The sequence below is a fragment of the Haemophilus parainfluenzae genome, assembly GCF_003253005.1.
Taxonomy (GTDB): Bacteria; Pseudomonadota; Gammaproteobacteria; order Enterobacterales; family Pasteurellaceae; genus Haemophilus_D; species Haemophilus_D parainfluenzae_M.
Map to the genome: position 1 here is coordinate 108,446 of NZ_QEPZ01000004.1, position 25,531 is coordinate 133,976.

Annotated in this window: 23 protein-coding genes and 2 pseudogenes; 11 read left to right on the forward strand and 14 right to left on the reverse strand. The window is 40.1% G+C overall.

What is annotated here, in order from left to right; all coding sequences use genetic code 11:
* The first annotated feature begins 163 nt into the window (after positions 1 to 163).
* The 6 genes and pseudogenes from lepA to DPV97_RS06240 form a co-directional block, all read left to right on the forward strand.
* The gene (lepA, locus tag DPV97_RS06215) at positions 164 to 1,960 is read left to right on the forward strand and encodes a translation elongation factor 4 (protein ID WP_070712827.1); all 1,797 of its coding nucleotides are present in this window, start codon (positions 164 to 166) and stop codon (positions 1,958 to 1,960) included.
* Between the two features lie 12 nt (positions 1,961 to 1,972).
* Entirely contained in the window at positions 1,973 to 3,022 is a 1,050-nt protein-coding gene (gene lepB, locus DPV97_RS06220) for a signal peptidase I (protein ID WP_070712826.1), read from the forward strand.
* Between the two features lies 1 nt (position 3,023).
* Positions 3,024 to 3,707, forward strand: a complete 684-nt coding sequence (gene rnc, locus DPV97_RS06225) for a ribonuclease III (RefSeq protein WP_070712825.1) — start codon at positions 3,024 to 3,026, stop codon at positions 3,705 to 3,707.
* On the forward strand, positions 3,704 to 4,618 hold the full coding sequence (era, locus tag DPV97_RS06230; RefSeq protein WP_070712823.1) for a GTPase Era: 915 nt from the start codon (positions 3,704 to 3,706) through the stop codon (positions 4,616 to 4,618). The genes rnc and era overlap by 4 nt, the downstream gene beginning before the upstream one ends.
* A gap of 78 nt (positions 4,619 to 4,696) precedes the next feature.
* Positions 4,697 to 5,160: pseudogene (locus DPV97_RS06235) on the forward strand (CDP-alcohol phosphatidyltransferase family protein); the annotation flags it as partial.
* Positions 5,151 to 5,489 (forward strand): annotated as a pseudogene (locus DPV97_RS06240) (phosphatidate cytidylyltransferase); the annotation flags it as partial. The pseudogenes DPV97_RS06235 and DPV97_RS06240, both read left to right, overlap by 10 nt.
* 48 nt (positions 5,490 to 5,537) lie before the next feature.
* Here DPV97_RS06240 and DPV97_RS06245 read toward each other — a convergent pair.
* On the reverse strand, positions 5,538 to 6,752 hold the full coding sequence (locus DPV97_RS06245; protein WP_070712820.1) for a pyridoxal phosphate-dependent aminotransferase: 1,215 nt from the start codon (positions 6,750 to 6,752) through the stop codon (positions 5,538 to 5,540).
* 154 nt (positions 6,753 to 6,906) lie between these two features.
* On the opposite strand from DPV97_RS06245, the gene DPV97_RS06250 reads away from it, so the two are divergent.
* The 4 genes from DPV97_RS06250 to DPV97_RS06265 are packed head-to-tail and all read left to right on the forward strand — an operon-like array spanning position 6,907 to position 12,060.
* Complete coding sequence (locus tag DPV97_RS06250) at positions 6,907 to 8,187, forward strand: isochorismate synthase (protein ID WP_070712818.1); 1,281 nt, start codon at positions 6,907 to 6,909, stop codon at positions 8,185 to 8,187.
* Positions 8,188 to 8,192: 5 nt separating this feature from the next.
* Positions 8,193 to 9,899, forward strand: coding sequence for a 2-succinyl-5-enolpyruvyl-6-hydroxy-3-cyclohexene-1-carboxylic-acid synthase (gene menD / locus DPV97_RS06255; protein WP_070712817.1), 1,707 nt, complete (start codon positions 8,193 to 8,195; stop codon positions 9,897 to 9,899).
* A 47-nt stretch (positions 9,900 to 9,946) separates the two neighbouring features.
* Entirely contained in the window at positions 9,947 to 10,690 is a 744-nt protein-coding gene (menH, locus tag DPV97_RS06260; RefSeq protein WP_070712815.1) for a 2-succinyl-6-hydroxy-2,4-cyclohexadiene-1-carboxylate synthase, read from the forward strand.
* A gap of 53 nt (positions 10,691 to 10,743) precedes the next feature.
* Positions 10,744 to 12,060, forward strand: a complete 1,317-nt coding sequence (locus DPV97_RS06265) for an MFS transporter (RefSeq protein WP_070712814.1) — start codon at positions 10,744 to 10,746, stop codon at positions 12,058 to 12,060.
* Positions 12,061 to 12,200: 140 nt separating this feature from the next.
* On the opposite strand, the gene DPV97_RS06270 is transcribed toward DPV97_RS06265, so the two are convergent.
* The 9 genes from DPV97_RS06270 to nrfA form a co-directional block, all read right to left on the reverse strand.
* Positions 12,201 to 13,295, reverse strand: coding sequence for a 5-methyltetrahydropteroyltriglutamate--homocysteine S-methyltransferase (locus DPV97_RS06270; RefSeq protein ID WP_070712812.1), 1,095 nt, complete (start codon positions 13,293 to 13,295; stop codon positions 12,201 to 12,203).
* Between the two features lie 109 nt (positions 13,296 to 13,404).
* Positions 13,405 to 14,607 (reverse strand): BaiN/RdsA family NAD(P)/FAD-dependent oxidoreductase, encoded by a 1,203-nt coding sequence (locus DPV97_RS06275; RefSeq protein ID WP_070712811.1) that lies wholly within the window; start codon positions 14,605 to 14,607, stop codon positions 13,405 to 13,407.
* A gap of 3 nt (positions 14,608 to 14,610) precedes the next feature.
* Entirely contained in the window at positions 14,611 to 15,666 is a 1,056-nt protein-coding gene (nrfF, locus tag DPV97_RS06280) for a heme lyase NrfEFG subunit NrfF (protein WP_070712808.1), read from the reverse strand.
* 1 nt (position 15,667) lies between these two features.
* Positions 15,668 to 16,198: a DsbE family thiol:disulfide interchange protein gene (locus DPV97_RS06285; RefSeq protein ID WP_070712806.1), complete on the reverse strand. Its 531-nt coding sequence runs from the start codon at positions 16,196 to 16,198 to the stop codon at positions 15,668 to 15,670.
* The gene (gene nrfE, locus DPV97_RS06290; RefSeq protein WP_111382927.1) at positions 16,191 to 18,095 is read right to left on the reverse strand and encodes a heme lyase NrfEFG subunit NrfE; all 1,905 of its coding nucleotides are present in this window, start codon (positions 18,093 to 18,095) and stop codon (positions 16,191 to 16,193) included. The genes DPV97_RS06285 and nrfE overlap by 8 nt, the downstream gene beginning before the upstream one ends.
* Positions 18,096 to 18,242: 147 nt before the next feature.
* Positions 18,243 to 19,208: a cytochrome c nitrite reductase subunit NrfD gene (gene nrfD / locus DPV97_RS06295; protein WP_070712803.1), complete on the reverse strand. Its 966-nt coding sequence runs from the start codon at positions 19,206 to 19,208 to the stop codon at positions 18,243 to 18,245.
* Positions 19,205 to 19,882 carry a cytochrome c nitrite reductase Fe-S protein gene (gene nrfC / locus DPV97_RS06300; protein ID WP_005695543.1) on the reverse strand — a complete coding sequence of 226 codons (678 nt, stop codon included), beginning with the start codon at positions 19,880 to 19,882 and terminating at the stop codon, positions 19,205 to 19,207. Before nrfC ends, nrfD begins: the two co-directional genes overlap by 4 nt.
* Entirely contained in the window at positions 19,882 to 20,547 is a 666-nt protein-coding gene (gene nrfB, locus DPV97_RS06305; protein ID WP_070712802.1) for a cytochrome c nitrite reductase pentaheme subunit, read from the reverse strand. The genes nrfC and nrfB overlap by 1 nt, the downstream gene beginning before the upstream one ends.
* A gap of 72 nt (positions 20,548 to 20,619) precedes the next feature.
* Positions 20,620 to 22,143, reverse strand: coding sequence for an ammonia-forming nitrite reductase cytochrome c552 subunit (gene nrfA, locus DPV97_RS06310; protein ID WP_177991529.1), 1,524 nt, complete (start codon positions 22,141 to 22,143; stop codon positions 20,620 to 20,622).
* A 301-nt stretch (positions 22,144 to 22,444) separates the two neighbouring features.
* Between nrfA and DPV97_RS06315 the strand changes: the two genes are divergently transcribed.
* A complete protein-coding gene (locus DPV97_RS06315; protein ID WP_070712800.1) occupies positions 22,445 to 23,164 on the forward strand; it encodes a DUF554 domain-containing protein in 720 nt (239 codons plus the stop codon).
* A 21-nt stretch (positions 23,165 to 23,185) separates the two neighbouring features.
* On the opposite strand, the gene mutM is transcribed toward DPV97_RS06315, so the two are convergent.
* From mutM to radC, 4 genes are all read right to left on the reverse strand, one after another.
* The gene (mutM, locus tag DPV97_RS06320; RefSeq protein WP_049383345.1) at positions 23,186 to 24,001 is read right to left on the reverse strand and encodes a DNA-formamidopyrimidine glycosylase; all 816 of its coding nucleotides are present in this window, start codon (positions 23,999 to 24,001) and stop codon (positions 23,186 to 23,188) included.
* A gap of 72 nt (positions 24,002 to 24,073) precedes the next feature.
* Positions 24,074 to 24,244, reverse strand: a complete 171-nt coding sequence (gene rpmG, locus DPV97_RS06325; protein ID WP_005613503.1) for a 50S ribosomal protein L33 — start codon at positions 24,242 to 24,244, stop codon at positions 24,074 to 24,076.
* Positions 24,245 to 24,255: 11 nt separating this feature from the next.
* Positions 24,256 to 24,492 (reverse strand): 50S ribosomal protein L28, encoded by a 237-nt coding sequence (gene rpmB / locus DPV97_RS06330; RefSeq protein ID WP_005599762.1) that lies wholly within the window; start codon positions 24,490 to 24,492, stop codon positions 24,256 to 24,258.
* A gap of 219 nt (positions 24,493 to 24,711) precedes the next feature.
* Positions 24,712 to 25,377 (reverse strand): RadC family protein, encoded by a 666-nt coding sequence (gene radC / locus DPV97_RS06335; RefSeq protein WP_049383342.1) that lies wholly within the window; start codon positions 25,375 to 25,377, stop codon positions 24,712 to 24,714.
* Between the last annotated feature and the right edge of the window lie 154 nt (positions 25,378 to 25,531).

Below are 25,531 nucleotides of genomic sequence, written 5' to 3' on the forward strand. Positions count from 1 at the left end.
GTTTGAATGAAAAAAGAAACCCCGAAGTAATTCGGGGTTTTGTTTTATGTAAAAGGTTTGATAATTTAACCGCACTTTTCCCTTTCATCCCTAGCGATTTCCGTGCTTTTCAGGTACAATCCACCAGTTAAATTTAATGATTTTTGAGAAAACTAATCTATTTATGAAGAATATTCGCAACTTTTCTATTATTGCCCATATTGACCACGGTAAATCGACCCTTTCTGACCGATTAATTCAGACCTGTGGGGGCCTTTCGGATCGTGAAATGGAAGCACAAGTGTTGGATTCCATGGATCTTGAGCGTGAGCGCGGTATTACCATTAAAGCGCAGAGTGTAACCTTAAATTATCAAGCCAAAGACGGTGAAACATACCAATTAAACTTTATCGATACACCAGGACACGTGGACTTCTCTTATGAAGTGTCACGTTCTCTTGCGGCTTGTGAAGGGGCATTGTTAGTTGTGGATGCGGGACAAGGTGTTGAAGCACAAACCTTGGCAAACTGCTATACCGCCATTGAAATGGATTTAGAAGTAGTGCCGATTTTAAATAAAATCGACTTACCCGCAGCAGATCCTGAACGTGTAGCAGAAGAAATTGAAGACATCGTCGGTATTGATGCGATGGAAGCGGTACGCTGTTCGGCTAAAACTGGTGTGGGTATCGAAGATGTATTAGAAGAAATCGTTGCGAAAATTCCTGCACCAGAAGGTAATCCTGATGCACCATTACAAGCGTTGATTATTGACTCTTGGTTCGATAATTATTTAGGCGTGGTGTCATTGGTTCGTATTAAAAATGGTGTATTGCGTAAAGGTGATAAAATCAAAGTAATGTCTACCGGACAGGCTTACAACGTTGATCGTTTAGGGATTTTTACGCCGAAACAAGTGGATACGACCGTATTAAATACCGGTGAAGTAGGCTGGGTTGTTTGTGCAATTAAAGATATTTTAGGTGCACCAGTAGGAGATACCTTAACCCATCAACATAATCCGGCAAGCCATGTATTGCCAGGCTTTAAGAAAGTAAAACCGCAGGTTTATGCTGGTTTATTCCCAGTTAGCTCTGACGATTATGAGGCTTTCCGTGATGCGTTAGGTAAATTAAGCTTAAACGATGCGTCGCTTTTCTATGAGCCAGAAAACTCGACGGCTTTAGGTTTTGGTTTCCGTTGTGGTTTCTTGGGGCTTTTACACATGGAGATCATTCAAGAGCGTTTAGAGCGTGAATACGATCTTGATTTGATTACCACGGCACCAACTGTAATTTATGAAGTCGAAATGACCAATGGTGAAGTAATTTATGTGGACAGTCCATCAAAACTGCCACCGTTAAATAATATTGCGGAAATTCGTGAGCCGATTGCAGAGTGTAATATGCTCGTGCCACAAGAATTCTTAGGCAATGTCATTACCCTTTGCGTAGAAAAACGTGGTGTACAAACCAATATGGTGTATCACGGTAACCAAATTGCGTTAACTTATGAAATTCCAATGGGCGAAGTAGTATTAGATTTCTTCGACCGCTTGAAATCAACATCGCGCGGTTATGCGTCTTTAGATTATGGTTTCAAACGTTTCCAAGCGGCGGACATGGTGCGTGTGGATATCATGATTAATGGTGATCGTGTTGATGCGTTAGCATTGATTGTTCATAAAGATAATGCCCCTTATCGTGGTCGTGAATTGGTTGAAAAAATGCGTGAGCTGATTCCACGTCAACAATTTGATATCGCGATCCAAGCGGCGATTGGTAACCACATTATTGCGCGTTCAACCGTAAAACAATTACGTAAAAACGTATTGGCGAAATGTTATGGTGGTGATGTGAGCCGTAAGAAAAAACTCTTACAGAAACAGAAAGAAGGTAAGAAACGAATGAAATCTTTAGGTAATGTGGAAGTGCCGCAAGAAGCGTTTTTAGCGATTTTACATGTTGGTAAAGATAAATAGGAAAGTAGAGCAATGTCGAATGTATTTTTTATTCTGTTGTTAGCCGTGGGCTTTGCCGGTTGGAAAGCGTTAGATTATTTCCAACTGCCTAACACATTCAGTATTTTATTGCTAATTTTAACCGCACTTTCCGGCATTTTATGGTGTTATCACCGCTTTGCCGTGATGCCGAGACGCCGTCGTCAAATCGCACGTGCAGAACAACGTTCAGGTAAAGCATTAACGGATGAAGAAAAAGCGAAAATTGAGCCAATTTCAGAAGGTTCAGAATTTATTTCTTCGCTTTTTCCTGTGTTATCCGTGGTGTTTCTTGTTCGTTCATTTATTTTTGAGCCCTTTCAAATTCCATCGGGATCAATGGAAGCAACATTGCGAGTAGGGGATTTTCTCGTCGTGAATAAATATACTTATGGCATTAAAGATCCTATTTTCCAAAATACGATTATTGAAGGTAACAAACCAGAACGTGGTGATGTAATCGTGTTTAAAGCGCCGGAACAAGCGTTACTTCGTACGAGTTTAGGGGCAACGCGAGCAGCATATGCTGAAAATCTTGCGTTAACATCTAAAAACAATATGTCAGGTGTGGATTACATCAAACGTATTGTGGGTAAAGGCGGTGACCGTATTATCCTTGATGTTGAAAAAAGTGCTTTAACACTGGTTTATGGTAAAGATGGCAAACCATGCGAAGTAGATTGCCAAACTAAAGCGTTTGAATATAAACAAGAACCCACAAATCCAGCATTCCCAACGCAAGTGGAATATTTGGAAATCGGTGACGTGACACACACGATTTTAGTGGAGCCAATGCGCCGTTATTCGGGGATTGAATTCTATCCACAAGAAGGCTTACCTACTGCAGAATGGATTGTGCCTGAAGGGCAATATTTTGTGATGGGGGATAACCGTGATCATAGTGATGACAGCCGTTTTTGGGGATTTGTACCAGAAAAAAATATCGTGGGTAAAGCCACTTATATTTGGATGAGTTTAGAAAAAGAACCAAATGAGTGGCCTACAGGCTTCCGTTTAGACCGTTTCTTTACAAAAATTAATTAATATGAATCATTTAGATCGACTAGAACGAAAAATTGGTTATCAATTTTCCGATCTAAAAAACTTAAAATTGGCACTGACACACCGCAGTGCCGCCACTCAACATAATGAACGCCTAGAGTTTCTAGGTGATTCTATCCTCAATTATGTCATCGCAGATGCGCTTTATCATCAATTCCCTCGTTGTAATGAAGGTGAACTAAGCAGAATGCGAGCAACATTAGTGCGTGAGCCTACACTGGCAATGATTGCCCGAAATTTTGAACTTGGGGATTATATGTCCTTAGGTTCTGGAGAGTTGAAAAGTGGAGGATTTCGTCGAGAATCTATTTTAGCTGATTGTGTTGAAGCGGTAATTGGCGCAATGGCATTGGATTCAAGCTTTGATAAAGCGGCAGATATTGTGCGTAGTTGGTATAAAACTTTACTCACTGAAATTAAGCCGGGTGATAACCAAAAAGATGCCAAAACACGCTTGCAAGAATATTTACAAGGTAAGCATTTCGCCTTACCAACCTATGAAGTAATAAAAATTGAAGGCGAAGCCCATTGTCAGACCTTCACCGTGGAATGTACGGTAAAAAACGTACCAAATATTGACCGCACTTTTATTGCGAAAGGTTCTAGCCGCCGTAAAGCAGAACAAGCGGCCGCAGAACAAATCTTAAAAACATTGGAAATTAAATGACTGAATTAAATCAAGAGCAAGAGACCTATTGTGGCTTTATCGCTATCGTAGGGCGCCCAAATGTAGGGAAATCCACCCTGTTAAATAAAATTTTGGGGCAAAAAATCTCGATTACGTCTCGCAAGGCGCAAACCACGCGTCACCGTATTGTGGGAATTAAAACGGAAGGCATCTACCAAGAAATTTACGTAGATACGCCGGGGCTTCATATCGAAGAAAAACGAGCCATTAACCGTTTAATGAACCGTGCAGCAAGCTCAGCGATCGGGGATGTGGATCTCATTATTTTTGTCGTGGATGGCACACATTGGAATGCCGATGATGAAATGGTGTTAAATAAATTACGTAATGCCAAAGCGCCTGTCGTACTTGCCATCAACAAAGTTGATAATATTAAGAATAAAGATGATTTATTGCTATTTATTACAGATTTAGGCAGTAAGTTTAACTTTGCTCACATTGTGCCAATATCCGCGCAACGTGGTAATAATGTCCATCAATTAGAGAAAATTGTTCGTCAGTCCTTACGTAAAGGTGTTCATCACTTCCCTGAAGATTATGTAACAGACCGTTCACAGCGTTTTATGGCGTCAGAAATTATCCGTGAAAAATTAATGCGTTTCACAGGGGAAGAGCTGCCTTATTCTGTGACTGTTGAAATTGAACAATTTAAAGTAAATGAACGTGGTACTTATGAAATCAATGGCTTGATTTTGGTTGAGCGCGAAGGTCAAAAGAAAATGGTGATCGGTGCTCAAGGACAAAAAATTAAAACCATTGGTATGGAAGCGCGTGCTGACATGGAACGCTTATTTGATAATAAAGTACACCTTGAACTTTGGGTCAAAGTGAAGTCTGGTTGGGCGGATGATGAACGAGCCTTGAGAAGTTTAGGTTATATGGATGAATAAAAAACTTGAGTAGTACTCTATACCGTCCTATTATTGGAAACATATTTATATTTTTTAATAAAAACAAAGAGATGGTAGATGAGTATCTATGCTTTAAAACCCAAATTTCAGAATTTATTTCGGCCTTTAGTTAGGCAATTAGCGTAACAGCAAATCAAGTTACGCTAATTGCTTGCTTACTTTCAACTTTATTAGGTGTGGTTCTCGCACTATTCCCGACATTTTCTTCTCTTTTCTTCCTTATTCCTATTTGGTTGTTTTTGCGTATGGCGTTAAATGCTGTTGATGGCATGCTCGCACGTGAATTCAATCAAAAAAGCCGATTAGGGGGTTATCTTAATGAAATTACTGATGTAGTCTCTGATGCAGCACTTTACCTTCCTTTTGCTTTTGTCGCGCCTTTTGATGGAGTTCAAATCTCAAGTATTATTTGGCTTGCCGCGTTGAGTGAGTTATGTGGTATTTTGGGGAAAGTTTAAGGCAAAACGCGTCGTTATGATGGCCCAATGGGTAAAAGTGATCGTGGATTCGTGTTTGGTGTAAATTCTTCAGCAAACATAAAATTACGCCAACCTTGTCTCCATCAAAAACGGTAGAAGGCTTTTTTTGGGGGGTATTAAGCGCAAGTTTATTAGGGGTGATGCTTCATTGGATGACACCATTTAATACGTGGCAAGCGTTTTTAATGAGTCTGTTAATTTGCTTAATGGGATTCTTAGGTGGACTCGTGATGTCGGCAATGAAACGCAGTATGGGTGTGAAAGACTGGGGGAATATGATCAGTGGCCATGGTGGTATTTTAGATCGTATGGATTCGCTTTGTTTCTCTGCACCAATTTTCTTCCATGTGGTGCGCTATTTCTGGGCGTAGTTGTAAATCATGAAATAAAAAAAGCGGTTAATTAACCGCTCTTTTTTATTATTGACGATAAGTTTCTAAGAATCGTGCCAATTTACCAATGGCTTCTTCTAATTGGCCAGTATAAGGAAGTGTCACTACACGGAAGTGATCCGGTGAATGCCAGTTAAACCCTTTACCATGCACGAGAAGTACTTTCTCTTTACGTAATAAATCGAGCACAAATTTTTCATCACTATGAATATTGAATTTTTGAATATCGAGTTTCGGGAACATATACATTGCTCCCATTGGTTTTACGCAGCTAACACCAGGGATTTGAGTGAGCAACTCGTAGGCTTTATTACGTTGCTCAAGTAAACGACCGCCAGGTTGAATAAATTCATTAATGCTTTGATAGCCACCTAATGCCGTTTGAATGGCATGCTGCATTGGTACGTTTGCACATAAACGCATGGACGCCAGCATATCTAAGCCTTCAATATAGCCTTTTGCATGTTGTTTTGGCCCATTTAAAATCATCCAACCTTGACGGAAACCTGCAACACGATACGCTTTTGATAAACCATTGAACGTAATGGTTAATACATCTGGAGCAAGGGCGGCGATATGATGATGAATTGCACCATCGTAGAGAATCTTGTCATAAATTTCATCAGCAAAAATAATCAGATTATTTTCACGTGCAACTTGGATAATTTCTTCGAGTAACTCTTTGCTATAAACCGCACCTGTCGGGTTATTAGGGTTGATCACGACGATAGCTTTGGTTTTGGCATTGACTTTCGCGCGAATATCATCAATAGCAGGGAACCAGCCCGCTTCTTCATCACATAAATAATGTATCGCTTTTCCGCCAGAAAGCGTCACCGCAGCTGTCCATAACGGATAATCTGGCATTGGGACTAATACCTCATCACCATCATTAAGAAGGGCTTGCATTGACATGGTAATCAATTCAGATACCCCATTCCCGATGTACACATCGTTTACCGTTGAATCATGAATACCTTTGGATTGGTAGTATTGCACGATAGCTTTACGTGCTGAATACAAGCCTTTAGAGTCACAATAACCTTGTGCAGATGGTAGGTTGCGGATCACATCGACTAAAATTTCATCTGGCGCTTCAAAACCAAATGGGGCCGGGTTGCCGATATTAAGTTTTAAAATTTTGTTGCCTTCTTCTTCTAGGCGTAAAGCTTCTTTGTGAACCGGTCCTCGAATATCGTAGCAAACGTGTTCTAATTTGTCTGATTTTGGAAATGAGCGCATTAATAACATCCTATGATAATTAGATTTTCATTCAAAAATTACGTCTAATTTACGCTTAAATTCTTATCTTGAAAAGATTTAATAAAAAAATTTTTTGAAAGTATTAAAGTGCGGTAGAATATGGGCTAATTTTTTGTGTATTTTATTATTTTTCATGGGCCCTTTAGTACAAGCTAAATCTGCGCTAATTCGCCAATTTGACGCTTTGGCGACAATGGATCAGCAGGCATCTATTGTACATCTTCAAACGAAGGTGGAATCGGATGTTGATCTTTTGGCGTGGTTGAAAGTGCAGCCAGTTTATCCGCAATTTTATTTGCGTTTTCGTGATGAAACTAAAACCGTAGCAGCCGTGGGTAAAGTACAGTCATTTTCAGATGTGAATTTGGCACAGCAATTTATTCAAGATCATGATTTCCCTTTAGTGGGTGGTTTACAGTTCCAAGGCGAAGGACAGTTTATTTTGCCTCAAGTTTTAATTGAACAGCAAAATGGTGAGACCCTGGTTTCAGTTTTTGTTGAGACAAATGAGCTTGATTCGGCAAAAACGATTTTGAATTCATTTGAAAAAATAACCGCACTTTTACCGCTCAATCAATTAACCATCGAAAACGTAGAGTCCAAAGCGAATCAGAACACGTGGTGTGATTGGGTCAACCAAGCACTTACCCAAATTCGACAAAGGGAATTAACCAAGCTCGTCTTAGCAAATGAAACGGTATTTCACATTCAGGGCGAATTAAACGGAAAAGATTTTCTTGCTGCAAGCCAAGCAAAAAATAGCGGTTGTTACCATTTTCTATGGGCAGATAACGCCCAAAACTGTTTTGTGGGCTCAACACCAGAACGCCTGTTTGCACGAGATGATCGCCAGTTATTTACGGAGGCCCTTGCGGGCACTGCGCCTGTTAGTGATAATCCAAGTGAAAATGATGAACGTGCGAAGTGGCTGTTAAATGATGAAAAAAACCTCAATGAAAACTGGTTGGTAGTTGAGGATATTTCACAAAATATCAGTCACTTAGTGGAACAAATTACTGTTGATGATGTCGCATTAAAGTCATTACGCAAAGTGCAGCATTTGATTCGAAAAATGCAAGCAAAATTGACCGCACTTTGTACGGATGCAGATTTACTGAAGGCGATTCATCCAACGGCGGCTGTATCAGGCTTACCACAGCAGCAAGCGAAGAAAGCCTTGGCTGAAATTGAAACTTTTGATCGTTGTTGGTATGCTGGTACATTAGGCATGATGAGTCAACATCTTTCAGAATTTTGCGTCACCATTCGTTCGGCTTTTATTGAAGAAAACCGAGTGCGTGTATTTGCTGGAGCCGGTATTGTGGAAGGCTCACAACCTGTAGAAGAGTGGTTAGAAATTGAACGTAAAGCGGCAGGGCTCATTTCCCTGTTTGCAGAGAATAACGGAGAATAAGAAGAATGTCTGTAAGCGTATTTAATCGTTGTTGGTCAAAAGTGATCTTAGAAACCTTGGTTCGCCAAGGAGTGAGTCACTTTTGTATTGCTCCTGGTTCTCGCTCAACACCTTTAACGCTAGAAGCTGTGCGTTTACAAAATGCCTCTCGAGCAACTTGCCATAGTCATTTTGATGAGCGTGGCTTAGGCTTTTTTGCCTTGGGGATTGCAAAATCCACACAAGCACCTGTTGCTGTGATTGTAACCTCAGGCACTGCTGCAGCAAATTTATATCCAGCGATTATTGAAGCTCGCCAAACAGGCGTGAATTTAATTATTCTTACTGCCGATCGACCACCTGAATTGTGGGAATGTGGTGCGAATCAAGCGATCGTGCAACAAAATATGTTTGCTGATTACCCAGTGGCAAGTGTCAATTTACCGAAACCTCAAGCCGATTATGCGGCAAAATGGATAATTTCTACGTTAGAACAAGCGTGTTATAAACAAAAGCAACAACCAGGCGTGGTGCATATCAACGTGCCTTTTGCAGAGCCACTTTATAATGCGCAAGAACAAGAAATTGACGGTCATCCGTGGTTAATGCCAATTCAACGTTGGTTAAGTCAGCCTAAAAATTGGGTTGATCATCAGCCATTACAACAAGAAGTGTTGATGCACGAGAATTGGGATACTTGGCGTACGAAACGTGGTGTCATTGTGGCTGGGCAATTAACGCCTGAACAAGCAATGGGCATTAACGCATGGGCAAATACCATGGGGTGGATTTTGCTGACGGATATTCAATCTGGTGTCGAGCCACTTACCCCTTATGCAGATATTTGGTTAGCAAATCAAACCGTGAAACAAAAACTACTTCAAGCTGATATCGTGATTCAATTTGGTTCTCGTTTTATCAGTAAACGTATTAATCAATTCTTAGCGGAATTCCAGGGCGAATTTTGGGTGGTGGAGCAAAGTCAAAATGCAGTCGATCCAAATCACCATACGCAAACTCGCTTTAACGCCAAAGTACATCATTGGTTGCGTGCACATCCGCCATTGCGTCAAAAACCTTGGTTACTTGAGCCACTTGCGCTTTCAAAATTCTGTGCAACCTTTATCGAACAACAAGTTGGTGGCAATCTTAATGAAGCCTCATTAGCACATCATATTGAACGTGTTTTACCTTACAACGGTATTTTGTTCTTAGGAAACAGTCTTTTTGTTCGTTTGGTGGATGCATTAACTAAATTGCCTGAAGGGTATCCGATTTTCACCAACCGTGGTGCAAGCGGGATTGATGGCTTATTAGCCACGGCTGCAGGTATTGGTATCGGCGCCGATCAGCCAGTGGTAGCCATGATTGGTGATACGTCAACACTTTATGATTTGAACTCTTTAGCCTTATTTAAGAATGTCACTCAACCGACTATTATTTTTGTGATTAATAATAATGGCGGTGCAATCTTTGATATGTTGCCAGTGGATGAAGAGGTGAAAGAGCAATTCTATCGTTTGCCACATAATGGCGATTTCTCTCAAGTCGCTGCAATGTTTGGTTTAAAATATGCTTTACCTTACACCTGGGCAGATTTAAGCTCCGTGTTAAAACAAGCGTATACTCGTCGCCGTGCGACATTAATTGAAATCAAAACAAACCCAAGTGATGGCAGCGCAACCTATAAGCGCTTGATTGAGCAAATCAGCCACGCGGTTATTGGTGAATAATTTCTTTCCCCTCTTATATAGAGGGGATTTCTTTATATGGCATTATTATGATGAATCTTGTTTTTCTTCATGGCTTATTAGGTACGAAATCAGATTGGCAAAAAGTCATCGAAAATCTACCGCACTTTCGTTGTTTCTCTCTCGACTTACCGTTTCATGGAGAGAATAAAGCTGTAGCGGTTGAAGATTTTGAGCAAACCGCTCAATTTCTTGAAAAACAAATTCAACATCTCATAAAAGATGGGCCTTATATCTTAATTGGTTATTCACTTGGTGGACGAATCGCACAATATTATGCACTGCAAGCGAAAGTGAAAATAGGGCATTTAAAGGCCGTCATTTTAGAAGGAGCTAATTTAGGTTTACAGTCTGAACAAGAAAAACAAACCCGTCTAACCAATGACAAAATGTGGACGGAGCGGTTTTTCCATGAAACCCCTGAAGCCGTACTCGAAGATTGGTATCAACAACCCGTCTTTTCTCATTTGAATGAACAACAACGCAAAGCATTAATTGAAAAACGAAAAGCCAATTGTGGGGCAAATATAGGCAATATGTTATTAGCCACTAGCCTTGCCAAACAGCCTGATTTTCGAGAGAAAGTGCGGTCAAGTTTGCTGCCATTTTTTTATTTTTGTGGTGAACGAGATCAGAAGTTTCGCCAAATGGCAGAGGATAATCAACTTTATTTAATGATTATTCCTAATGCTGGTCATAATGCACATTTAGAAAACCCAACATATTTTGCTGAAAAAATCGAAAATATCGTATTAAAAATTGCTCAACCTTAAGGGAAATGCTAGGATTTAGCCCTTTCATTTTATTTGACTCTTAAGGAAGCAAAATGTCCTCACAACTTCGTAATGATCCATTTAAGGTTGCTTTGGCATCCATGGTGGGTACTGCAATTGAATTCTTTGATTATTATATCTATGCCGCTGCGGCAGTATTAGTTTTTAACACGCAATTCTTCCAGAGCGGTGATCCGCTTTCAGATGATTTACTTTCTCTTTCCACATTAGCCTTAGCGTTCTTTGCTCGTCCAATTGGCTCCGCTTTATTTGGGCATTTCGGTGATAAGATCGGTCGTAAGAAAACCTTGGTTGCCTCTTTGGTTTTAATGGGGGGCTCTACAGTTATTATCGGCTTGTTGCCGACTTATTCTCAAATTGGTATTTGGGCACCGATTTTGTTATGTATCTGCCGTGTCGGTCAAGGTATTGGTCTTGGTGGTGAATGGGGTGGCGCCGCTTTAGTGGCAACAGAAAATGCACCAGAAGGAAAACGTGCTTGGTATGGTACATTCCCTCAATTAGGTGCGCCAATAGGTTTATTTGTCGCTAATGCGACCTTCTTCTTAGTGAGCTATTTCTGGGGCCAGCAAGCCCTTGTTGAGTGGGCATGGCGTATTCCATTTATCTCTTCTTTAGCCTTAGTTTTAGTTGGGTTATATGTTCGTTTAACCTTACATGAAAGCCATGTGTTCATTGAAGCAGAAGAAAAAGGGAAAAAATTAAAAGCACCGGTGAGTGTGGTATTCACTAAACACTTTAAACAGATGGTGATTGGTACCTTTATTATGGTGGCGACTTATTCCTTATTCTATATTATGACGGCCTTTGCACAAGCGTATTCTCGTACACCGTCAACCCTTTCAGAAGCGGGTTATCCAATGGGGTTAGGCATTCCTGCCAATACCTTCACGGGATTACTTTTAATAAGCGCGATTGTTTTTGCGATTTTTATCAGTATTTCAGGTCTTTATGCAGATAAAATTGGTCGCCGTAAATGGTTGATTTGGACAACGGTCAGTATTTTAATTTTTGCATTATGTATGCCATTATTCCTTGGAAACGGTACACCAGCTTCTGTATTTGCTTTCTTAGTAATTGGTATGGCATTAATGGGCATGACATTTGGCCCAATGGCGGCGTTATTACCTGAATTATTCCCAACGGAAGTACGTTATTCTGGGGCTTCTTTAGCCTATAACATTGCATCCATTATCGGGGCAACCATTGCAGCAATGATTTCATTAAAAATCAATGCTCTCTATGGTTTAATGGGCGTGGGGGGTTATTTAGCCATTAATGCATTCTTAACCTTGTTAGCATTATTAGCCTCAAAAGAAACGAAAAATGTCGATTTAACACAAATCTAGTGACAAATCGATAATGATAAAGCTGATGTGAATAACATCAGCTTTTTTATTTATTGAAAGGAAACAATAAAAAAGAGCGTATTGCTACGCTCTCAGCCTATAAAAGTGCGGTTTAAAAACAGTATGTTTTATGAAAAGAATTAATCCTCACCCCATACTTCTTTAGCAATTTCTTCAACATAACGGACTTTTGTCCATTGTTGCGCTTCCGTTATGATATTCCCTTCTTCTGTTGAAGCAAAACCACATTGTGGGCTTAAGCAAAGCTGCTCAAGTGGAACATATTGAGTCGCTTCTTCAATGCGAGCTTTAATAGCCGCTTTATCTTCTAATTCAGGGAATTTTGAACTGATTAAACCTAATACAACACGGCCTTTGTGTGGATTCTTGGCAAAATGTTTTAATGGTTCAAATCCACCAGAACGTTCGTCATCATATTCAAGGAAGTAGCCATCGTATTGGGTTTGGCCGAATAACGCATCCGCAATAGGATCGTATGCACCGGTTAATAAATAAGTTGAACGGAAATTGCCACGACAAACATGCGTTGTGATAACCATATCTGCTGGTTTAGCAGCTAATACAACTTGAATATTTTCAAGCGCCTGTGCTTTATCTGCTTCAAATTCTGGTTTTAAGTGATTGTTACAGAGTGAACCCCAATACACATCATCAAATTGCAAATAACGACAGCCCGCATCATAGAAGGCTTTAATTGCATCTTTATATGCTTGTTGAACATCTTTGGCAAATTCTGCACGTGTCGCATAAACGCCTGTATCCCATTGGATTGGATACATTAATTGATTCGGGCTAGGGATGGTATATTTTACGATGCCACGATCCCCAACAATGTCTTTTAATTTTTTGAAATGTTCGATAAATGGATGGTTTGGATTCCAAGAGACTTTACCGCAGCAGCGAGTATTGTAAGGTTTGGTTTCCACGCCATTAAATTTATAACCGTGTTCAGGGTGATAACCTTCGATGCCATTTAGGTTTTCTAAGAAATCAATATGCCAAAATGCACGGCGATATTCCCCATCTGTGATCACTTGAATACCGGCATTTAACTGTGCTTGTACTAATTTAGCAATTTCTTGATCTTCAACTTCCGTTAATTGTTCATGAGAAAGTTCGCCTGCTGCAAATTTTGCACGGGCTTCTTTTAAAGGTTGAGAACGTAAATATGAGCCCACAGTATCAGCGTGGAAGGGAAGTGTTTTTGATGTCATGTTTATATCCTTCTTTTTTATTTTCGTATGATGATTTTAACGTAAGGATATTTCATGATCAAAGTAATGATTTTTTATTCATGATGAAAATAATTAATACAGAGAAAGATTAGCTTTCAGCAATCCCCATTGCACAAACAGCAGCCGAACTCCATGCCCATTGGAAATTGTAGCCGCCTAACCAACCGACAACATCGAGCACTTCACCGATAAAATAGAGACCTTTAATCTTTGTCGCCTCCATGGTTTTAGATGAGATCTCATGAGTATCGACACCACCTATCGTCACTTCAGCCGTTCGGTAGCCCTCAGTGCCATTAGGAATAAATTGCCAGTTGTGGATTAAATTCTCTAAATTTTCTAACCGCACTTTACTTAAGTTCGCAATCACTTCATCTTGAATCAAGCCTTGTTCTAACCAAAGCTCGACTAATTTTTTCGGTAATAAGCGACTTAATACGGTTTTTAACTGCAATTTTGGTGAAGATTGACGCATTTCATCTAGGTGATGGCGAATATTGTTATAAGGCAATAAATCCAAATGGATGCTTTCACCAGGTTGCCAATAATTGGAAATTTGTAAAATAGCAGGGCCTGATAAACCACGATGGGTGAATAGCATTTGATGAGTAAAGGTTTTGTGCTGATTCGTCGCCGCCACATCTAATGAAACGCCAGAGAGTGCCGAATAGAATTTGTCACTTTCTCGCCACGTGAATGGCACAAGGCTTGCACGCGGAGGAATCACATTTAACCCAAATTGTTCTGCAATTTGATAACCAAAAGGTGAGGCGCCCAAGCCAGGCATAGAGAGCCCGCCCGTGGCAATAATCAAATTTTGGCATTGCCATTCAACTGCATTTATCTTTAATTTGAACCGTACGCTAGGATTGTTTTCAACGGCTTCAACATCATTCACTTCGCTTCGTAGTTGAATGTTGACACCGTATTTGTCACATTCGGCTCCGAGCATCTTCACAATATCTTCTGCGCCATTATTACAAAATAACTGACCTAATTCTTTTTCGTGGTAAGGGATGCCGTACTCAGCGACTAAAGCAATGAAGTCCCATTGTGTATAACGTTTTAAGGCGGATTTGACGAAGTGTTTGTTTTGGCTGATATAACGGCCAGATGTGATTTCCATATTGGTGAAATTACAGAATCCACCGCCAGACATTAAAATTTTTCGACCAATTTTCTTACCGTTATCAAAAATGGTGGCTTGTTTGCCCAGCTTGGCTAACTGTGCGGCACAAAATAAGCCGGCAGCACCGGCTCCAATAATAATATTTTCTGAATAATGAGACATAGCTTATTGTGAGGTTTGTCCTTTTTCAAAATAGTCTATCATTTTGATTCGTTGGATGACAGCACGGCGATCCACGGCAGCATTACCCGAATCTAATAATTGCTGCCAATAAGCTTTGGCTTTTTCAGCTTCATGATTTTTAAAGGCTTCGGTCGCCAATAATGTCATTACTGATATTTCATGTTTATCTTGTTTTAACGCTTCATCCATTATTTGCTGGATTTGTGGTGTGATGTTTTGACCGGCTTGATAATAAAGTGCGGTCGCTTTTAGGCCTAAAATAGCGGGAGTTGTGCCTGAAATTTTTTCTGCATTGCTATAGGCGATGAGCGCATGATCAAATTCATCATTTTGCATGTAGGCATCACCTAGCTGAGCCCAAAGCTCAGGGTTATTTACATCTTCTCGAATTTTATTTTGAATTTTGAGCACCATATCTTCTTTTTGATGCACCATTGATGTATCTGTTTTTTTATTGGCAAGCTCAAGCATCTCTTTTTCGCCTTGTTGAACACGTTCAAAACGATCAAGGGAGAAGTAATAACTTAAGGGAAGAATTAATAAAATAGCAAAGACCCAAATGGCGGATTTGGTTTCAAATTTGACCGCACTTTTTTCTTCTTTAGGAGCACTATGAGGTTGATTTTCGAGTTGTTTTGGCTCGCCTTCTGATTTTTTAGTAGAAAATAAAATTAATGCAAAAGCCCCAATTAATAACAAAATAGGCAATAGCCAAAGTAGTGCTGTATTCCATTGGAAAGGTGGCTTATAGTTTACGAAATTACCGAAACGAGCTGTCATCGTGTCGATAATTTGCTGATTCGTTTTTCCTTCATCCACCATTTTATAGACTTCAATACGTAAGTCATAAGCAATTGGTGAATTGGACTCAACTAAGTTTTGATTCTGACATTGTGGGCAACGTAAGGATTTTGCCAGTTCAACAGCACGAGTACGATCGGCTTGATTTTTAAACGCATAGGTATCCACCATTTCTGCGTGAGTAAAAAGGGCGAAAGTCAGTAAAAGTGCGGTCAGAAATCGGGTTAATTTTTTCATTTTACTTTTTAGTTAATTCATCAAGTTTTGGTTTGATCTCAGTGAGCCATGTTTCTCTATCCATATAGCCTGAATGACGATAACGGATCATGCCGTGCTCATCGACGACATAGGTTTCTGGTGCGCCATCTACGCCTAATTGCATCGCAAATTCACCACGGCTATCGTCAATAGTGAGTATAAATGGATTGCCCATGCGTTCGAGCATTGCAATACCGTTTTGTGGTTTGTCACGATAGTCGATGCCCACAATTGGCACTTCTTTTGAAATTTCCATCAAAAGAGGGTGTTCCTGTTGGCAATAGCCACACCAACTTCCCCACACATTAAGTAGAAAAGGCTTTTTCGGGAAATCTCTTGGGCTGACAATTTGACTCGGTTCAAGCAAATTCGCTTGATAGAATTCTGGCACAGTCTTATCAATGAGTGCTGAGGCGATTTGTTTGGGATCTTTATGTAAGCCAACAAAAAGCAGTAAGCAAATACTCAATAACAAAATCAGCGGTAAAAACAAAATAAACTTTTTATTCATCACGTTTTCTCTTCAAATTGATGGCTGAACATAATGCGCCAAGTGCCATTAAAATGCCCCCGAGCCATAACCAGCGAATAAGCGGTTTGTAATGCAAGCGGAATGTGAATTCACCTTTGCCTAAGTTATCACCCATAACAATGTATAAATCGCCCCAAAAGCCAGCATCTAAGCCCACTTCACTCATGGTCATAGTTCGAACATCATAATAACGGCGTTCTGGTACAATTTCAGCGTAAGGTTTGCCTTGTTCTAACACGCTAAAGAAAGCGACTTCGGCGGTAAAGTTTGGCCCAATTTCATTGGAAAAACGATCGTAGTGGAATTCAAATTGACCTAATTGTTGGCTTTGTTGTGGTGCGAGTCTAACACCTAATTCACTACCAAAGTAACTACTCATCACGGCGCCCATTGTGGCAATCGCCACGCCACAGTGTGCGAGAATCATCCCGAAATAAGCAAGTCTTACTTTTGCCCAATTTTGCCATAAGGTAACGAATAAGACCCAAATAGAGAGGGTGAGTAATACATAAGCAAAGAAATGGAAACGTAACGCACTGTCATTTTGCAACGCGTTCCAAATCATGCCATAAGCAATTACTGCAGCGGGAATAAGTAATAACAGACGTTTGAAAAAGCTTTTTTTGTCTGATTTAAACCAGTTTAAGCAAAGTGTACCCGCCATGGCAAAAAGTACTAACGTGAGCAAGGGCAAGAAAATACTATTAAAGTAAGGAGCCCCCACAGAAATACTTCCCCAATTCATGGCTTGGAATAGCATTGGATAGAAAGTGCCTAAGAAGGTACTGACGGTTGCGACGGTCAATACGATGTTTAAACCTAAAATAGCCCCAGTTTTAGAAATGAGTGGAAATTTGACCGCACTTTCATTGGTATTTGTGCGTAGGGCAAATAAACTGAGTGAGCCGACAGTCAATAAGAAGAAAATAAGTAATAGTACATAACCACGGGAGCTATCTAAAGCAAAAGCATGAACAGAGGTTAATGCACCTGAACGGACAATAAATGTGCCTAATACACTAAATGCAAAAGCGAGTAGGGAAAAGAGTATTGTCCAGTAGCTAAACATGCCTTGTTTTTCAGTCACCATTAAGCTGTGTAAAAGTGCAAGTCCTAATAACCATGGCATAAGTGAGGCGTTTTCTACAGGGTCCCAGAACCACCAGCCACCCCAGCCTAATTCGTAATATGCCCACCATGCACCAAGCACGATCCCTAACGTTAAGAACAGCCAAGAAACGAGAACCCAGGCTCGCATCGCACGCGCGATTGCTTGTGCAGAACGATTAAAGATTAAGGCAGAAATTGACATGGCAAAGTTAACAGCAAAGCCCACATAACCCACATATAAAAGCGGTGGATGGAAAATTAAGCCAATATCTTGCAGCATTGGATTGAGATCTCGCCCTTCCGCAGGGGCAGGAAAAGCACGTCCAAATGGATTGGAGTAGAACAAAATAAAAATAGCAAATCCAAGACAAATTAAGCCGAGTAAAGAAAGGGTTTGTGCAGAAAAAGTGCGGTCATTTTTACGAGAGAAAAAGGCAAAAGCCACTAACCAAAGACTTAATGTGAAAAGCCAAAATAAAATAGAGCCTTCATGTCCGCCCCAGGTGGCGGCAATTTTGAAAAATGTCGGTAGCTGAGAATTGGAGTGCGCTGCCACGTATTCCAAAGTGAAGTCATCTGTTGCAAAAGAGTAGGCAAGAATACCGATTGAAGCGCTCGTAAAAATACCGAAACAATAACTTAATTCCCAAGCTGTGTTGGTGAGAGAGGGTTTATTTCGCCAAATACCAATTTGCGGCACGATAGAAAGTAAGAGTGCGGCAGTAGTGGCGAAGAGTAGTGATAGAAATCCGAATTCGGGGAGCATAGTATTCTTCAGTATTAATGGTTGTATTTGACAAAATAAGGTTAATTTTAAGCATGAAAAACATACGTAAAATTAACCGCACTTTAGTCTTTTAAATAAACAAAAGGCGCATTGTATACGCCTTTTGATTAAATAAGAAGTTTATCCTTACGCAACGGTAAGTTGTCCTGCATACAAGATGAAGTAACGTAAGCAGAGAACCCCGATTAAGTCGAAGATTGACACAAGGATAATAAAGTTCTTGTTGTATTTTAAGTTGTCTTTTACTGCAAGGTTCGCAAGTAGAGGAATGATGATACCAATTAAGAATACCCCAATCCAGAACACTGCCCCCCAGAAGCCGGAAAGTGCATTGTGTAATGCAACCACTTTCTGACCACCACCGAAGTGTAGACCAACAAAGAAACAGATTAATAAACCAAGTTCAGTCACCATAATTGGCACTTCAAATTTATGAATGAAGTGTGATTCATGGCTATCACCTTTTAATTTACCTGCAATGAGGATAAATAAGAAGGTTGCTGCGATACCTGAAGAGGTACCAGAAGCCAGGAATAACGCTGGTAGAACAGGGTTATTCAACATTGGGTAACTGATCAATGCTGAAAGTAAGAAACCAGTATAAGCCCCTAGCACAGCGGCTAAGATGAAGAGAATAACTTCTACAGGACTAGTTAAACGTTCTAATACATTGATAATTTTACCGACGAAGCCAAGTTTTGGCATAAAACGTTGAATGAACGCCATGATATCTTCTTTGAAGATAACCGCACACCAACATACCAAGAACAGCATATAAACTTGGAATAACATTACCCCCATAGACATTACAGAGTTGAATTGATAGTTAAACATCAATTTCCAGAATGTCCAAGGACGTGCCAAGTGGAAAATTAACAGGGTTAAACCAATTAATGTTGGCACAGAACCTAAAACGGCAGCCGCTCGGATAATCCAGTTTTTGCTAGGATTTTCTAATTTGTGACTACGTTTATAAGCAATCGCTAATTGTACCGCACCGGAAGAAATACCAAGTAAGAATAAATAGATAGCGATTGTTGAATCCCACACCAAATTAGGTGTGTGAAACGGAACAGGATAATCTAATGTCATCTTCTTGGCTCCCCGTGTTGGAATGGAATATGGTAAAGATTTGGTTGAGTACCTAATTCCACTTTAGTGCGATAAACCGGATTTTCTTTCACTTTGCGGGAAACTGCACTGCTTGGATCATTCATATCGCCAAAGGTTAATGCTTTGGTTGGACAAGCTTCTACACAAGCAGGTTGTTTGCCAGCTGCTAAGTTTGTATCGCGACAGAAGTTACATTTATCTGCAGTACGGTGTACTGGGTGAATGAAACGTACGCGGTAAGGACAAACTGCAACACAGTATTGGCAACCTACACAAAGATCTTTATGCACATCGACGATACCTGTTTCAGGATCAATAAATGATGCACCGGTCGGACAAACTGCCACGCAAGGGGCGTTTGTACAGTGTTGGCAAGATTGACGGAAAAACTCGTATTCTTGATTTGGGAATTCGCCGTAAGGTTCACTACGGAGAATTTCCAAACGTGAAACGCCTTCAGGAACGTGGTTTGTTTCACGACAAGCATCCATACAAGCGGTACAGCCGATACAAGCTGTTTCGTCGTGTACCATTGCATAGCGTTTCGGTTTATCCGCCTTTTCCTCTTTTGCTAAAGAGGTAACTGATGTCCCCGTCATAAGGATTAATGCCCCCATGCCGGAAACAAAGTTTCGGCGTGAACAAGCTGTCATTATTTATCCTTTTGTTCGGTTGATTGCGTTTGTGATTGTGTGTCTTTTGCCGCTTTGCGTTTTTGTTGTTCGCCGTGGCAATCTACACAAAGTTTCACACGATTTTTCGGTTGAATACCTTTCATCGCATCATCTTTCGGGTGTAATGTGTGGCAGCTTGCACAAGGCAATTTCATTGCGTGAACATCGTGCGCCCAAAGTTTTTCACGAAGTTTTGCAGGTTGGTGACAAGCAAAACAAACTTGGTTTTGTTCTTGTGCGGTATACATTGGTTTTTTATCACCAAAGATATCGCCATCAAAACGCATCACATCTTTTGCACCACGACGGTGATATTCCGAAATATTACCGTGACAGTTTACACAGTTAATCGGTTTACCTGTGTTAGGGCTTTTTTGATTTAAGTGTGCGCCGTGGAATTTACCAAAGTGTAATTCACCACCAGATTGATCTAAAGTTTGGTTTTTATCAACTTGGTCAAATTTGTGACATTTCGCACAATATTGGTTTGGGTCACGTTGGTTATCCAATTGTGGCTCATAAGTGAGTTGAGAGGCAGGTGTTTTTGCCATCTCTTCCGCACTTGCAGCCATTGGCATTGCAGCAAGCATTGCAAGCAATGCGAGGGATTTTGCCGATTTGCTGATTAAAGAAGTTAAATTCATTCTGATTACCTCAAATATATGGTTAAAAATGACCGCACTTCGACACTTTAGTTACAAAGTGCGGTTCTTTTTTTATTGTTTTGTTGCGGTATCTTCAGCTAATTTGCCATTGGCTTTCGCTTCTTTTACCCATTGAGGTACAACAGTTTCTAAGAATTCTTTTTTCGCTTTACGTTCTTTCTCGATATCAATACCCATTACTTTCCATGCTTTATCAGCTGTAGAAATATCTGGTACTTCAACCGGAGTTTTCACGCCATGTTTAGTTAAGATTGCTGCGAGTTTAGCGCGTGCATCCGCTGCTTTGTCTATACCAGAACCTAATACGCGAAGCATTACATCAGGTGCGTGCATGTGACCACCGTGGCTTGCTGCTGTGTAGTCCCAACGCCATTGAGCGTGACGGATATCCATTAAAACAGGTTCCATTTCTTCTTTAGTTGCACCTGCATCCCATGCCGCTTTCGCTTCAAAGTGAGCACGAACAAGTTGATCTTCTAAACGACCCATTACATCTTTCACTTCTTTTTTACGTGAAGCAACGATGTCTTTAAGTTTTTCTTTGCTTTGATCGTGACAGTTTGCACAAGTGGTATCAAATGCATCGAATGGGTTTTGGATTTGGTGGTCGGTGTAAACTTTACCGTCTTTACCTTGTACTTTAGGCATGTGACAGTCGATACAAGTTACGCCGTTTTTACCGTGCATACCTAAAGACCAAATTTCAAAGTCAGGGTGTTGCGCTTTTAACATTGGTGCTTTAGAAAGAGAGTGAGTCCAGTCACTGAAGCCGATATCATCATAGTATTTTTCGATGTCATCAACAGTTTGACCGTTATCCCAAGGGAAGGTTACTTGTTTTAAGTCGCCCGCGAAGTAGTATTCAACGTGACAGTTTGCACAGATTTCAGCACGTTTTTCAGTGCGAGCAGCTGTGTTAAAGCTTAAGTTAGCTTGTTCTTTACCTTCAGCTTTTGCTTTTGCTTGAAGTGCATTATTTAAGTGATCTAATGCACGAAGAACGTGTGGACGAGCAATACGTAATGCTGGTTTGCCTTCGGCAAAGTCTTTTGATGTAGTATCGTGACAGTCTGCACAACCGATTGAGTTGACCACTTCAGGTCCACCTTTAGCCCATTTTGCACCAAAGTAACCATCTTCACCCCATTCTGCAATTAAACGAGGAACGTCTGGACCTTTACAAGTCCAACATGCCATTGGTTGAGGGCCATCATTTGCATTTTTGGGCGCACCAGTACGTAAAATATTACGTACATCTTCTACTGCATAAACGTGACCACGAGGTGCGTTATATTCTTTTGCGAAAGAATAGCCCCCCCATAACACGATTAAACGAGGATCTTGTTCATCAGCATAGATGATTTTGTCGCCTTTTTCAGTCGCTTTCCACGAATTGAATTGGCTAGGATATTTCTCAGCAAATTTTTCATTTACTGCTTCAATTTTTAAATTGGGGTTCGCTGCTTCAACAGGTTGTTCAAGAGGCTTGTATACCATTTCAGCCATCGCTGAGTTGTATACACCTAAAGCTGCGAAAGAAGTGGCCAAAACAAGGCTTTTTCTCAATGCGTTCACGATAATCACTCCATTAGGAAAGAATAAAAAAACAATTTAAAATGCGAACAATTCCTATTAAGCTTTTGAATTCACTCATAAAAATAGTTCAGTGCAAGCATAAGATACCAAAAAGTAGTAGTTTTTCTAAGGTTATCTTCCAAAAGTTTGAGGTTGATCAAACTTTAAAATCAAAATACTCATAAAGAGGTATATTGGGTGTTGAGGAAGTGGTAGAGGAGGATACCCTAAAGAGGAAAAAAGTGCGGTCGATTTTCATCTTGTTTTTCGTATAATAGGGTAAGTCAACTCGGAGAAGAATATGATTATCGGACCTTATATCAACGCACTGGCGATTATCAGTGGTGCAGTTATCGGTGCGGTGCTCGGTGGACGCATTCCAGAGCGTTTACGCACTAATCTAACCTTAATCTTTGGCTTGTGTTCGATGGGCATGGGTATTGTGATGGTGGCGAAAACCACCAATATGCCGGCAATGATTTTATCGGTGTTATTAGGCACGATAATCGGGGAATTGCTTTTATTAGAACACGGGATCAATAAGCTTGCCTCATCAGCCAAAGGTCTTGTTGAAAAGATGTTCCCTGATACACCAAGTAGCATGCATAGCCAAGAAGAGTTCTTGTCTAAATTTGTTGCGATTGTGATTTTGTTTTCATTTAGTGGAACGGGTATTTTTGGGGCGATGAATGAGGGGATGACGGGGAATTTTGATATCCTTATTGTAAAATCTTTTTTAGATTTTTTCACCGCGATGATCTTTGCCACATCACTTGGCATTTCTGTAGCAAGTATTTTTGTGCCGCAGACATTGATTCAAGTGATTTTAGCTTATTCTGCGGTGTTTATTATTCCTTTTGTGACACCAGAAATGCGAGGTGATTTTGCAGCAGTAGGCGGTATGCTAATGATAGCTGCGGGCTTTCGCATTTGTAATATCCAAATGTTCCATGTAGCGAATATGCTGCCGGCTCTTTTCCTTGCCATGCCAATTTCTCATTTCTGGAGTGCCTTTTTCTAAGAAATAGGCGTGTAATAACGCCTATTTCTTTTTCTGACAATGAGGGCAATAAAAGCTATTGCGTTGCCCAATAATCATACTTTCAATCTTTGTGCCACATTTTGGACAAGGTTTATCTTTGTTTCCGTACACTAACAATTCCTGAGCAAAATAACCAGGGCGACCATCGGGTTGTAAGAAATCTTTTAATGTTGTTCCACCTTGTGTAATGGCTTTTGCTAATACGTCTTTAATTGTTTCAACGAGTAAGGCACATTGGCTTCGCGTAAGATTTTCGGCTAATTTCACGGGGTGCAAACCACATAAAAAGAGCGTTTCATTGGCATAAATATTTCCTACGCCCACGACGACGGCATTATCCATTAAAAAGGTTTTAAGTGCGGTCGATTTTTTGCGTGATTTTTTAAAAAGGTATTCTGCGTTAAATTCATCTGAAAGCGGTTCAGGACCAAGTTTTAGGAAAAGATGAAAGTCATCTAAGTTTTCAGTCCATAACCATGCACCGAAGCGTCTTGGGTCGTTATAACGTAGTAATTTCCCATTATTCATTACAATATCAAGGTGATCATGTTTATCAATAGGACTATCGTGTGGCACAATTCGAACAGAGCCAGACATCCCTAAATGACCAATAATGTAACCTTTTTCTGTATGAATAATGAGATATTTCGCACGACGAGAAGTATCTAAAATTTTGACGTTTTTGAGCGTGGTTAATTCACGAGAGACAACCCAGCGTAATTGGGGTTGGCGCACTACAATTTTTTCGATGGTAAAATCTTTTAAATAGGGAGTGACACCGCGTAGGGCTGTTTCGACTTCAGGAAGTTCAGGCATAGATAATCTCGGTAATGAATTTGTGATATAAAAAAACCCGAACAATGTCGGGCTTTTTTCAAATCAGCAAAATTATTTGATTTTTGCTTCTTTATAGATAACGTGTTTACGCACTACTGGATCAAATTTTTTGATTTCCATTTTTTCAGGCATATTACGTTTGTTTTTATCAGTTGTGTAGAAGTGACCAGTCTCTGCTGTAGAAACTAAACGGATTTTCTCACGAGCGCCTTTAGCTGCCATGTTTTAGCTCCTTAGATTTTTTCGCCACGAGCACGGATTTCAGCTAACACTGCATCAATGCCTTTTTTATCGATAATACGCATACCTTTCGCAGTTAAACGTAAGGTCACGAAACGGTTTTCACTTTCAACCCAGAAACGGTGAGTGTGAAGGTTTGGAAGAAAACGACGACGTGTCGCATTCAACGCGTGTGAGCGGTTGTTACCCACAGCTGGACGCTTGCCTGTTACTTGACAAACTCTAGACATAATAATCTCCAATAATTTAAATATAAGCTCGAGCTTATGGTTCGGATAATGAAGCTTAAAACTAAGCTTGCTTCCTCGTCAGGTCGCAGTATCCGACCCACTTACTATATTAAAGGTCGCAAATTATACTGACTTTATTTTCATTTCTCAAGTCCAAAAGCGATTTTTTCCGTCTTTAAATGGAAATGAACGATAAAAAAATCATCAAATTCCCTAAAACTATAACAGATTATGTTCAGCAAAAGAATAACAAGTCCCTTTGCCGACAATAAAATGATCCAAAATACGAATATTCATTAACTCGGCAGCTTCAATAATTTTTTGTGTAATCAGTTTATCGGAATAGCTCGGTTCTGCTAGGCCAGAAGGGTGGTTGTGAGCCAAAATTAAGGCGGCCGCATTGCAGTAAAGGCTTTCTTTGATGATTTCACGTGGATAAACATTCGTCACATTAATTGTGCCTAAAAATAACCGCTCTTTTTTAATCAAACGATGTTGATTATCTAAAAATAACACCATAAAAATTTCACGTTCTTCGTGATGAAGCTCCGCTTGAAGATAAAGCCTTACCGTAGATGTGTCGCTAAATACATGCTCTATCAGTAATTCTTGCTTCAGATACCGCTTTGTCATTTCTGTGGTGGCTTGCAGTTGAATAAACTGCGTAATACCTAATCCTTTTACTTTGCAAAAGGCTTCTTTATCTGCACTTAATAAGGCTCGAAGGGATCCAAAATGTTGCAGCACGCTCTGTGATAATTCCATGACTGGGCAACCTTTAATCCCTGTTCGTAGAAAAATAGCAAGTAATTCGTGATCTTCGAGGGCTTCAACACCATATTTCAATAATTTTTCACGAGGCATTAAAGGAGAGTTTGTCTGCATATTAATTAATGAAAAGAAAAAGTGTGGTCAATTTTCATGATGTTTTTAGGCATTGCGAATTGTCTATTTTATTTTTGGAACAGAGATCGCAAAAATAAAATTTTTTATTGGCGAAATTTGAAGTAAAATAGGTGACCTTAAGTTGTTAAGTACT